The sequence below is a fragment of the Rhodococcus sp. G6(2025) genome (genome assembly GCF_058628105.1).
In genome coordinates, this window is sequence record NZ_CP179753.1 from 55,556 (window position 1) to 67,258 (window position 11,703).

An 11,703-nucleotide genomic window follows, 5' to 3' on the forward strand; every position below is an offset into this window, starting at 1 on the left:
GGCGAGGCGGGACGCAGCGATCATCGCTCCAGATGAGCGATCCCTTAACTGAAGCGGAGTCAGAGCGAAACATCAGATCACGGCTCCCGGGTTCAGGATGTGCTGCGGGTCCAGCGCGGACTTGATGCGCCGGGTCAGCTCCATGACGTCCTCGCCGATCTGGTTGGGAAGCCATCCCTTTTTCAGCCGGCCAACGCCGTGCTCACCGGTGATGGTGCCACCGAGCGAGATCGCAAGATCCATGATTTCGCCGAAGGCGAGGTTCGCACGTGCGGTCTCATCTTCGTTGGTGGGGTCGTGCACGATCAGCGGATGGGTGTTGCCGTCGCCGGCATGGGCGATGACGGCCACGAGCAGCTTGTGTCGGGCCGCAATGTCCTCTATGCCGTGGATGAGCGCGGGTAGAGCGGGGAGCGGGACACCTACATCTTCGAGGAGAAGGTTGCCCAACCGCTCGACGGCTGGGATCGCGAACCGTCGCGCTGCGGTGAAGGCTTCGCCCTCTTTCGGGTCGTCGGTTGTAAAAACGTCGGAGGCGTTGTTGTCGTGGAACACCTTGGCCATGAACTCGGTTGCCCGGATTCGGTCTTCACCGGGTGAGTCGGACTGGGCAATAAGCATGCCGTGTGCGTTGAGGTCGAGGCCCATGTTCATGCCACTCTCGACGGCGCCGATGGAGGCCCGGTCCATGAACTCGAGCATGGCCGGACGCATCACCCTGGTGATGTCCAAGATCGCGTTCGTCGCGTCCTGCACGGTGGCGAAGGATCCGACCACGGTGCTTGCCGGCGCCTGTTCAGGTAGAAGTCGGATTGTGATCTCGGTGATGATGCCAAGAGTGCCTTCGCTGCCCACGAATAGCTTGGTCAGCGACAGACCCGCCGAGTCCTTGAGACGTGGGCCTCCGAGTCGGACGGCCGTGCCGTCGGCCAGAACGACCTGCAGGCCGAGGATGTAGTCGGTGGTCACTCCGTATTTCACGCAACACAATCCGCCGGCGTTGGTGGCGGCATTGCCACCGATCGAGCACATCTCGAATGACGAGGGGTCCGGCGGGTACCACAGTCCGTGTTCGGCTACTGCGCGCTTTACCTCGACGTTGATCAGCCCAGGCTGCACAACGGCCATCCGCGTCACCGGATTGACCTCGATGTTGCGCATCAACTCGGTTGTCAGGACGATTCCGCCATCGACAGCTGTCGCGCCTCCCGACAGACCCGATCCAGCGCCGCGCGGAACGACGGGGATGTTATGCGCGGTTGCCCATCGCATAACCGCTTGGACGTCCTCAGTGGACGTGGCACGAACGACGGCCAGTGGACGGCCGGCGTCGGGATCGCGTGCCCAGTCCCGCCGGTAGCTCTCGGTCACATCGGGGTCGGTGATGATGGACGCGTTGGGTATCTGTGTCTGCAGGTCGCCCAGTCGCTCATCTGTCACAGTCATCGGATCTCCTTGATCAAGGTGGTGCCAGCCGGGCCGGAGGACGCATTTCGGACGGGTTTGCTTTCGGGGCGGGTGCTTCCGGTATGGAGCCACCTCAAAGGACTGGTGATCAGCGACGGTCGGCAGGCATCTAGCGCATTCTGCGGCTCGATCCTGGGAGTACCGACGCACTTGTGTGCCATCGTCCGAACCTCGATTTCATCGAGATTCATCTTTGAGAGTGCTGGCGAAAGCTGCGGCGATTTCGTCAGCTACCCCATACCACGAGTTTCCGTAATTCGAGAATATACTTTCGCATTACGAGACTGGCAGCGTTTCTCTCCGATGTCAATACCCGCGGTTCTTCGCCCGGCTACGACGAAGTTCAAGCCCGCCGCTCACGATTGCCTTGCAACGCAGGTGTTTCAGGATTCCGTCGAGGTGCCTTGAGAGTGCAACTCCAGCGCGCCTCGACAACGTGGACGTTGAACCGCGACGGGGTCCTCAATGTTGCCCGACATCCTCGGTCGCGATGCTTCGCACCCAAAACCGGGTCTTGACAGACACTCCGGACCCGAGTTGACTCGAACACATAACGGAAAAATTATTCCGCATTACGGAATGAAAGCCTTCGCTAGTCGGCGAGCGTGCCGCAGAAGGCTCAGTTGTCTTGGCAGCTGCCGTTGCCCACCGCGCCTGACTTCGATGACAACCAGAACCTCACCCCTCGTCCTCCGAAAGGAACGTCCCCGGATGGTTAGCCCTACATACGCCGTCAATTGCTCAATCCTGCTAACCGATCTACCCCTACTCAAGCGACCGCAGGCGGCACGTGATGCCGGATTCGACGCGGTCGAGTTCTGGTGGCCTTTCTCCACGCCCGTCCCCTCCGACGAGGAGGTCGACTCCTTCGTTCGTGCGATTCAGGACGCCGACGTGCAGCTAACCGGCCTGAACTTCGCTGCAGGTGACATGCCCGCCGGCGACCGGGGAATCTTGTCCGACGCGGGGCACGTCTCCGCCTTCCGCGATAACGTCGACGTCGCGATCGGCATTGCGGAATCGCTTGGCACCAAGGCATTCAATGCTCTCTACGGCAACCGGCTGGACGCGATCGAGGGAGATCGCCAAGACGCGATCGCGGCCGAGAACCTGGCGATTGCCGGGCGAGCGGCAGAGAAGATCGGTGCGTTCGTGCTCATCGAACCGGTCAGCGGCACACCGGCGTACCCGCTGAAGACCGCGGCCGAGGCGATCGCCGTGATCGACCGGGTGAAGGCCGAGCACGGTGTCGACTCGCTCCGGCTCCTCGCCGACCTCTACCACCTCGAGGTCAACGGCGACGACGTCGGCGCCGCGATCGACACCTACGCCGCCCGGATCGGGCACGTGCAGATCGCGGATGCTCCGGGACGCGGCGAACCCGGCACCGGAACCCTCGACATCGACGGTTACCTGAAGCGGCTCGCCGGACACGGCTACCGCGGGTACGTCGGGCTCGAATACAAGGCGACGCGGCCGGACACCTTCGACTGGCTTCCCCGCGAACACCGCGCGACCCGCGCCGCCCACTGATACACCACGACTTTCGACGGAATCGAGGACACTCGTGAGCACTATCGCATTCATCGGACTCGGAATCATGGGCAGCCCCATGGCAGTCAATCTCACCAAGGCCGGCCACCAGGTGGTCGGATACAACCTCTCACCCGAGCGCACCGCGGCACTCGTGGAGGCCGGCGGCACCGCCGCCGACTCCATTGCCAAGGCCGTCGCCGGCGCCGACGTCGTGGCCGTCATGGTCCCCGACTCGCCGGACGTCCAGGCCGTACTCGCCGGTGAGGACGGTGTGTTCGCGCACGCCCCGGCCGGTGCCCTGATCATCGACTTCTCCAGTATCCGGCCCGACGTCACCACCGCCCTCGCTGCGCAGGCGGCCGAGCGTGGCTTCCGGCTGATCGACGCCCCGGTCTCGGGCGGTGAGGCAGGCGCGAAGAACGCGGCCCTGTCGATCATGGTCGGCGGTGCCGACGAGGACTTCGCCGCCGCGAAGCCGATCCTCGACACCGTCGGGAAGACCGTGGTGCACGTTGGCCCGAACGGCTCCGGACAGACGGTCAAGGCCGCGAACCAGTTGATCGTCGCCGGCAACATCCAACTCCTCGCCGAGGCGATCATCTTCCTCGAGGCCTACGGTGTCGACACCGCGGCCGCCGTGGAGGTACTCGGTGGCGGGCTGGCCGGATCGGCCGTTCTGAACCAGAAGGCGCAGAAGATGCTGGACCGGTCGTTCGAACCCGGATTCCGCATCGACCTGCACCACAAGGACCTCGGCATCGTGACCAGCGCCGCCCGTGAAGCCGGCGTCGTGACACCCCTCGGCGCCGTCGTCGCCCAGCTGATGGTCTCCGCCCGTGCGAACGGTGATGGCGGCCTGGACCATTCGGGACTGCTGCGTGGAGTGGAGCGGCTGTCCGGCCGCCCCACCCAGTGACCCGTTTCAACTCGTAATCCTCGATGGAGAAGTGATATGCCTCGTATGCGCGCCGCTGACGCAGCGGTCAAGATTCTGGAACTCGAAGGCGCCACTCAGGCGTTCGGCCTCCCCGGTGCGGCGATCAACCCGTTCTACTCGGCTATGCGTGATCACGGCGGGATCAAGCACGTCCTCGCCCGCCACGTCGAGGGTGCCTCGCACATGGCGGAGGGATTCACCCGCGCCAAGGCCGGGAACATCGGGATCTGCATCGGCACCTCCGGGCCCGCCGGCACCGACATGATCACCGGCCTGTACTCGGCCATGGCGGACTCGATCCCGATCCTCGCGATCACCGGCCAGGCACCTGTGGCGCGCCTGCACAAGGAAGACTTCCAGGCCGTCGACATCGCCTCGATCGCGGGACCGGTCACGAAGATGGCGATGACGGTGCTCGAGCCGGCCCAGGTTCCGGGAGCGTTCGCGCAGGCATTTCACCTGATGCGGTCCGGTCGGCCGGGCCCGGTGCTCATCGACCTGCCGATCGACGTGCAGTTGGCGGAAATCGAGTTCGACCCGGACACCTACCAGTCGCTGCCCGTGTACAAGCCGGCCGCGTCCCGCGCGCAGGCGGAGAAGGCCCTCGACATGCTGGGTGCCGCCGATCGTCCGCTGATCGTCGCGGGCGGCGGCATCGTCAACGCCGACGCCGCGGACCTGCTCGTCGAACTGGCCGAACTGCTGAACGTTCCGGTGGTGCCGACGCTGATGGGCTGGGGCACGATCCCGGACGATCACCGCCTCGCCGCCGGCATGGTCGGACTGCAGACCGCGCACCGATACGGCAACGCCACCATGCTGGCATCCGACTTCGTCCTCGGCATCGGCAACCGCTGGGCCAACCGGCACACGGGCGGCCTCGACACCTACCGCAAGGGACGCAAGTTCGTCCACGTCGACATCGAGCCCACCCAGATCGGTCGCGTGTTCGCACCGGACTACGGGATCGTCTCCGACGCGAAGGCGGCGCTGGAACTGTTCGTCGCCGTCGCGAAGGAGCGCAAGGCCGCCGGAACGCTGGCGGACCGCAGCACCTGGGTGGAGGACTGTGCCACCCGGAAGCGGACCATGCAGCGCAAGACCCACTTCGACGACGTGCCCGTCAAACCGCAGCGCGTGTACGAGGAGATGAACCGCGTCTTCGGACGCGACACCCGGTACGTCAGCACGATCGGGCTCTCGCAGATCGCCGGCGGCCAGTTCCTGCACGTGTACAAGGATCGCAACTGGATCAACTGCGGGCAGGCCGGACCGCTGGGCTGGACCATCCCCGCCGCACTCGGTGTCGTGACCGCCGACCCGACCGCCACAGTGGTTGGCCTGTCGGGCGACTACGACTTCCAGTTCATGATCGAGGAACTGGCGGTCGGCGCGCAGTTCAACCTGCCCTATGTCCACGTCGTCGTGAACAACTCCTACCTCGGACTGATCCGTCAGGCACAGCGCCAGTTCGACATGAACTTCTGCGTCTCGCTCGGATTCGACAACATCAACTCCGAGGAGAACAGCGCAAACGACGCTATCGCAGTCCCGAAAGGCTACGGGGTCGACCACCTGCGTGTCGCAGAAGGACTCGGTTGCAAGGCACTCCGAGTGACCGAGCCGGGAGAAATTGCCGGGGCCCTCGAGCGCGCCAAGACGTTGGCAGGCGAGCACAAAGTCCCCGTCATCGTCGAGGTGTTTCTCGAACGCATCACCAACATCGCCATGGGAACCGAGTTGGACAACGTGAACGAATTCGAGGCGCTCGCCGAGAGCCTCGACGATGCACCGTCGTCACACGCCCTGCTCGACTAACACACTCAACAAGCCGCTAAGCACGGACATCAAATGCTCAGCGTCCGGGAGCCAACCCTCAAATGTCATCTCCCGGGCTCCATCGGTAGCAAGGTACGAAGAGATTCGTACCGCCGAATTGATCCCCGGCACACCCCTTCTTAGGTCGATCATCTTCGGACGCTACCGACCGCGGTTCAGCACTCCAACCGCATACGTACGTCCCCATCCGAGGAGGAGTAATGATCGACACCACCACTGCAATAGTGGACTTCGCACAGAAGTGGCGACACTGGGGCGGCGGATCCGACGCCGACATCTTTGTCGAATTCGGTCTCACGCCCGCCCAATACTTCCGCCGATTGCAGCAGATCCTGGAGAAGAAGTGGTTCATGCACAGTCTCGCGATCACCCCTGCGGTCTCGGCTCAGCTTCAGCTGATCTGCCAAGTCCGGCTTGCCTCGCACTCGGCCAGGAACACAATGGCACACGCCAACATCCTGCCGCGTACGCGATGACCGAGTCAGTCACGATCACCGCACCCCACCTAGGACACGTAGGCGAGTGGGCGGCCACCCCACCCCACTCCAACAACAGCGCTAACCCACTGCATCGCACGAAGATCGTGTGCACACTTGGACCTGCTACCGCCACCGGTGACCGTATTCGCGAGCTCGTCGAGAGCGGTATGGACGTGGCGCGGCTGAATTTCAGCCACGGCGAGCACGCCGACCACGAGGAGAACTACAAACGGGTGAGGGCGGCCTCGGACGCGACGGGGAAGGCGGTCGGTGTCCTGGCCGACCTGCAGGGCCCGAAGATCCGGCTCGGCCGGTTCGCGGAGGGGCGGACCACGTGGGCCAACGGTGAGGAGGTGCGGATCACCGTCGACGAGTGCGAGGGCACCCACGACCGGGTCTCGACCACCTACAAGCAGTTGGCGGAGGACGCCAAGCCGGGTGACCGGTTGCTGGTGGACGACGGCAAGGTCGGTCTGGTGGTCTCCGGGGTGGAGGGCAACGACGTGATCTGCCGGGTCACCGAGGGTGGCCCGGTGTCGAACAACAAGGGTGTGTCGCTGCCGGGGATGAATGTGTCGGTGCCGGCGCTGTCGGAGAAGGACATCGCGGACCTCGAGTTCGCGCTCGGGTTGGGTGTCGATTTCATCGCGTTGTCGTTCGTGCGGTCGCCGGCGGACATCGAACTGGTGCACGAGGTGATGGACCGGGTGGGTCGCCGGATTCCGGTGATCGCGAAGCTGGAGAAGCCGGAGGCGATCGACAACCTCGAGGCGATCGTGCTGGCGTTCGACGCGGTGATGGTCGCGCGCGGTGATCTGGGTGTGGAGTTGCCGCTCGAGCAGGTGCCGCTACTGCAGAAGCGGGCGATTCAGATCGCCCGGGAGAACGCGAAGCCGGTGATCGTGGCGACGCAGATGCTGGAGTCGATGATCGAGAACTCCCGGCCGACCCGCGCGGAGGCCTCGGATGTCGCGAACGCGGTCCTCGACGGTGCGGACGCGGTGATGCTGTCCGCTGAGACGTCGGTGGGTAAGTATGTGATGGAGACGGTGCGCACGATGGCGCGGATCGTGGAGGCGGTGGAGAACGAGTCGACGCAGGTGCCGCCGCTGACGCATGTGCCGCGGACCAAGCGGGGGGTGATCTCGTACGCGGCCCGGGATATCGGGGAGCGGTTGGATGCGAAGGCGTTGGTGGCGTTCACGCAGTCCGGGGACACGGTGCGCCGGTTGGCGCGGTTGCATACGCCGTTGCCGTTGCTGGCGTTCACGCCGTTGCCGGAGGTGCGCAGCCAGTTGTCGTTGACGTGGGGGACGGAGACGTTCATCGTCGATCCGGTCGACAGCACGGATGCGATGGTGCGGCAGGTCGACAACGCGTTGCTCGGGTTGGGCCGGTATCAGAAGGGTGAACTCGTCGTGATCGTGGCGGGGTCGCCGCCCGGCACCGTAGGCTCGACCAACCTGATCCACGTCCACAGAATCGGCGAAGACGACCACTAATTAGCCTGAACAGGACGAATTGGCGCACAACCTAAAGCGTGAACTCCCTCCCATTCATCACAGCGCAGCGTCTTTCTCGAACTCGGTCGCCAGCTCTTGAGCCACCCGCTGGAGCAGGGGACCAATCTGATCGGCGGATTCGACGGTTACCCGCGTCGCCGGTCCCGAGATCGAAACAGCAGTCGGGGTAGGCGCATTGGGCACCGGCACCGCAAAGCACCGGACGCCGATCTCCTGCTCCCCCTCATCGAGGGCGTATCCGCGTCTTCGAGACACTTCGAGATCGGCGATGAGCGTCTCGGGATCGGTGAGGGAATTCTCGGTGTAAGACGGCATACCCGTCCTGGTGACCAAGGAGCGAACCGCCTCGTTGGACAGCTGCAGAAGCAGTGCTTTTCCGACTCCGGTGCAGTGCAGGAAAACGCGCCGACCGACCTCCGTGAACATTCGCATCGAATGCGGGGACGGAACTTGCGCCACATAAACCGCCATATTCCCATCGAGCACTGCCATGTTCGCTGTCTCCCCGGATTGTTGGACCAGACTCGACAGGTGAGGACCCGACCAGGACCCGATGAGCTGAGTTGCACTGTCACCGAGGCGAACCAACTTCGGCCCCAAAGCGTATCGTCGGGACGGCACCTGACGCACATACCCCCGATTCACGAGTGTGCGAACGAGCCGATGAATGGTCGGAAGAGGAAGCGCTGCCAGGTCGGCAAGCTCAGTGACTCCGATCGGTCCGCGGGCCGAAGCCATCATCTCGAGGATGTCGAAGACTCGCTCGACCGACTGGACTCCACCGCCGGCGTTAGCTCCGGTTTCTGCGGTCATCTCTGACCTCCATTCCTTCAGTCACCGGCTCCTCAGAGGATCCACGAAGCGGAAGACATCGTCGAAGTGCCAGCAGCATGGCTCGCGCACCTGACGCGATCACGCACGCGGTCAATATTCGGATGGGGACTAGATCGCGAAGCTGGGATTCCCGCGCCCTATCGGCGCGGACATGTTGGACCTGTTGATGCTGCCGGACGAAGCGACGGCGGTTCTGGCGACGGCGGGCAGTCTGTTCGACGGCGCAGGTGTTGACTCGGCGCGAACCGGAGTACCGGTAGTCAATTCCGCCACAGTCGGCGCTCAGGGTGGTCGCCGATCTCTTGTCGCTGTTCGACCGGGCAATCTCTGGTGGGATTGCAAAGGTCGCGAAACCAGGTGAACTACGCACTGGCCGAGTGCGCCCGGCCGGCGAGGATCGCCAGGTCTTGTTGGATTCGGTCCCTGGCGCCGTCGCCGACCGGGCAGCGCCGGACGTGCAGGACGATGGGCTGATCTAGGGGCGAGGGCGACAGCGGTCCACGCAGTCGGTTGCCTCGCCCCGGAGATCAATTGCCACAATCACACTGTGAGTCACACATTGGTTTCTGCGCTCGTGGTGTCTGAGTTCGCGGTTCTGACGAGGTCAGGGGGTTCAGGCCGCGGATGGAGGCATCAATGAGTTCGATCGGGTGGAAGAGTGGAACACCGTCAAGGTAGCGTGCGATTTGAAGTAGGCACCCCGGATTTCCGGTTGTCACCGCGTCGGGTTGTACGCTAAGGATGTTCGCGACCTTGCGATTTCCGAGTTCTTCACCGGCTTCTGGTTGGACCATGTTGTATATGCCGGCAGAACCGCAGCACAGTTCCGACTCGGGTACCTCCAGCACTTCGAGTTGGGGAATTGTCCGCAGAACGTCGCGGGGCTGTCGACGGATCTGTTGGCCGTGCGCGAGATGGCACGCATCGTGATAAGCGATGCGTGCGGCAATGGGGTGCCGGGGGGCCTGCGGTTCGAGACTTGCGAGCACTTCAGTGATGTCGCGGATTTTCGCACTGAACTCTGCTGCACGTCCGGCATATTCGGTGTCGTCAGCAAGCAGATGGCCATACTCCTTGAGTGTTGATCCGCAGCCAGCGACGTTGACCACGATATCGTCGACATCCAGGTCCTCGAACGATTCAATCATTTTACGCGCCCGATCGAGGCCCTCTTCTTCGCGTCCGGCATGGACACTGAGCGCTCCGCAACACCCTTGCTTGGGAACCACGACCTCGCATCCCTCGGCGATCAGCACGCGGACCGTTGCCTGGTTCACTTGGGCGAAGAACACTTGCTGGACACAGCCCGAAATGAGGGCCACACGGCGACGAGCCGCCCCTACCGGGCGGTTGATTTCACGTTGTCGACTCGCGATATTGCGCAGTATCACGCGTGGCATCAGTGCCTCCAGCGCCTGCATCCGCGCCGGCAACATGCTCATCATCCCGGTCCTGTGCAGTAATGACCGGATCCCCGAACGCTGGTACAGCCACGCGCCGAGCGCTACCACCCGGAGTCGGGCAGGATAGGGGAAAATGGCGAAGATCAAGGCTCGGAACAGCCGATCGGCCACAGTGCGGGGAACTGCCCGCTCGATCTGCGGACGCACCGCTTCGATCAGTTGGTCGTACTGCACCCCCGACGGGCATGACGATACGCACGCCATGCATCCCAGACACGCGTCGAAGTGGCTAGCGAAGGATTCGTCAATAGGAACCTGGCCCTCGGTGGCCAGATTCATCAAATGAATCCGCCCCCTTGGGGAGTCCATCTCCTCGCCCCATAGTTGGTATGTGGGACAGGTTGGTAGGCAGAATCCGCAGTGGACGCAGTCCGCCAACAGTTCTGGCTTGGGTGGGTTGTGGTCATCGAAGGAACTGGACATGAACGTAGATCTCCTTGAAAGCAATCAGAACCACGGATGGAATCGACCGGGGCCGAGCAGATCGCCGGGGTCGTAGGCCGCTTTGACAGCGCGCAAGGCTGCGACCGCCGACGGCGGTTCCCCCCACGCATCGATCAGATCGGTGAGACCTTCGGGCCGGTCACGCAGAGTTACGGTGCCATCATGGCTTTCGATGTCCTGGCGCCATTGGTCGACGGTCGCGGCGTGTGCCGAGAGGGTCGCGGCGTCGATCCTCAAGTCAACTCGCCCAGTGAGCAATCCTGCCCCGATAGTCGGCACTGCTCCGTGTTCGAGGCATGATCGCTCGGCTGCGTGAACAATTGATGACACGTCGGAGGGCCGGGCTAGCCCGTGCAGGGTGGTTGTGTCCTGGGCGCTGTGGCCGTTGCGACTGCTGACCGCTGCCTGCTGCGCCCAGGCCTGCGTAGCCTCGTCGTCGTCCAGGATGCTGGTACCCACGCCAGTGATGTGAGCGGCGGCGTCAAGACGTTCGTGTACGCCGGAGCGTGTGCCCTCGAAGCGGATCAGCAGTCTGCCGGAAATCCACTCGGCGGCCACGGGTTCTAGGGCTGTCTCGGCGATTGCCTCGGCGTAGGTGACCGCCTCGTCGATGCCGGTCTCGATACTTAGTGTTCCTGTCGCTGCCGGTATCGGGTGGAGGCGAAAGGTGAGGTCGGTGATCGCCGCCAGGGTGCCCAGCGAGCCCGAGACCAGCCGCGCCAGGTCGTAGCCGGCGACATTCTTGATGACGTGGCCGCCTGACCGTGCGATCTCACCGTCCGATAGGACCAGCGTGGCTCCGATCACCAGGTCGCGGGGACCGCCGAACGCTAACTGTGCCGGGCCTTGATCGGCGGTGGCGAGCATTCCGCCGACGGTGGCACCGCGATCGATGCGGGCTGCGTCGAGGGCCAGACGCTGGCCGTGATCGGCAACGACCGACTGCAGATCGGCGACCGCCATCCCCGCTTCGACCTGAATCGTCATATCACCGGGCTCGTAGCGAAGGACTGAGTCCAGCTTGTGTATCCGCAAGGTGGTGGATGCCCGGATATCGCCGCCCCAGTACTGCGCGGTGCCGGCGCCGACAATGTTGAGTGCACGGTGCTCCTGCGCGGCGTCGCGTAGGCACTCGGCAACCTCGCGGGCGTTGTCGGGTTCCCACACCGGCCGGGCAGCTT

General features: G+C 63.9%; 9 protein-coding genes. 5 read left to right on the forward strand and 4 right to left on the reverse strand.

Going from position 1 to position 11,703, the window contains the following annotated elements; genetic code table 11:
- Positions 1–72: 72 nt before the first annotated feature.
- Entirely contained in the window at positions 73–1,446 is a 1,374-nt protein-coding gene (locus tag ACLIVD_RS43170; RefSeq protein WP_206004843.1) for an FAD-binding oxidoreductase, read from the reverse strand.
- Positions 1,447–2,178: 732 nt separating this feature from the next.
- Between ACLIVD_RS43170 and ACLIVD_RS43175 the strand changes: the two genes are divergently transcribed.
- From ACLIVD_RS43175 to pyk, 5 genes are all read left to right on the forward strand, one after another.
- The gene (locus ACLIVD_RS43175) at positions 2,179–3,000 is read left to right on the forward strand and encodes a hydroxypyruvate isomerase family protein (RefSeq protein ID WP_206004761.1); all 822 of its coding nucleotides are present in this window, start codon (positions 2,179–2,181) and stop codon (positions 2,998–3,000) included.
- 34 nt (positions 3,001–3,034) lie between these two features.
- Positions 3,035–3,919: a 2-hydroxy-3-oxopropionate reductase gene (locus tag ACLIVD_RS43180; RefSeq protein ID WP_206004762.1), complete on the forward strand. Its 885-nt coding sequence runs from the start codon at positions 3,035–3,037 to the stop codon at positions 3,917–3,919.
- Positions 3,920–3,955: 36 nt separating this feature from the next.
- The gene (gene gcl / locus ACLIVD_RS43185; RefSeq protein WP_206004763.1) at positions 3,956–5,758 is read left to right on the forward strand and encodes a glyoxylate carboligase; all 1,803 of its coding nucleotides are present in this window, start codon (positions 3,956–3,958) and stop codon (positions 5,756–5,758) included.
- Between the two features lie 221 nt (positions 5,759–5,979).
- Positions 5,980–6,255 (forward strand): DUF3263 domain-containing protein, encoded by a 276-nt coding sequence (locus ACLIVD_RS43190; protein WP_206004764.1) that lies wholly within the window; start codon positions 5,980–5,982, stop codon positions 6,253–6,255.
- On the forward strand, positions 6,252–7,760 hold the full coding sequence (gene pyk, locus ACLIVD_RS43195) for a pyruvate kinase (RefSeq protein WP_241032092.1): 1,509 nt from the start codon (positions 6,252–6,254) through the stop codon (positions 7,758–7,760). The genes ACLIVD_RS43190 and pyk overlap by 4 nt, the downstream gene beginning before the upstream one ends.
- Positions 7,761–7,817: 57 nt before the next feature.
- Here the strand turns inward: pyk and ACLIVD_RS43200 are convergent, their stop codons facing one another.
- The 3 genes from ACLIVD_RS43200 to ACLIVD_RS43210 form a co-directional block, all read right to left on the reverse strand.
- Entirely contained in the window at positions 7,818–8,594 is a 777-nt protein-coding gene (locus ACLIVD_RS43200; protein ID WP_206004765.1) for an IclR family transcriptional regulator, read from the reverse strand.
- Between the two features lie 548 nt (positions 8,595–9,142).
- A complete protein-coding gene (locus ACLIVD_RS43205) occupies positions 9,143–10,501 on the reverse strand; it encodes a heterodisulfide reductase-related iron-sulfur binding cluster (protein ID WP_206004766.1) in 1,359 nt (452 codons plus the stop codon).
- A gap of 24 nt (positions 10,502–10,525) precedes the next feature.
- A complete protein-coding gene (locus tag ACLIVD_RS43210; protein ID WP_206004767.1) occupies positions 10,526–11,689 on the reverse strand; it encodes an FAD-binding oxidoreductase in 1,164 nt (387 codons plus the stop codon).
- Positions 11,690–11,703 lie beyond the last annotated feature (14 nt).

Excerpts from the sequence above, each read along its gene's own strand:
- ACLIVD_RS43170 (WP_206004843.1), bottom strand. The coding sequence starts at position 1,446 with ATGACTGTGACAGATGAGCGACTGGGCGACCTGCAGACACAGATACCC.
- ACLIVD_RS43175 (WP_206004761.1), top strand. The coding sequence starts at position 2,179 with ATGGTTAGCCCTACATACGCCGTCAATTGCTCAATCCTGCTAACCGAT.
- gcl (WP_206004763.1), top strand. The coding sequence starts at position 3,956 with ATGCCTCGTATGCGCGCCGCTGACGCAGCGGTCAAGATTCTGGAACTC.
- ACLIVD_RS43190 (WP_206004764.1), top strand. The coding sequence starts at position 5,980 with ATGATCGACACCACCACTGCAATAGTGGACTTCGCACAGAAGTGGCGA.
- pyk (WP_241032092.1), top strand. The coding sequence starts at position 6,252 with ATGACCGAGTCAGTCACGATCACCGCACCCCACCTAGGACACGTAGGC.
- ACLIVD_RS43200 (WP_206004765.1), bottom strand. The coding sequence starts at position 8,594 with ATGACCGCAGAAACCGGAGCTAACGCCGGCGGTGGAGTCCAGTCGGTC.
- ACLIVD_RS43205 (WP_206004766.1), bottom strand. The coding sequence starts at position 10,501 with ATGTCCAGTTCCTTCGATGACCACAACCCACCCAAGCCAGAACTGTTG.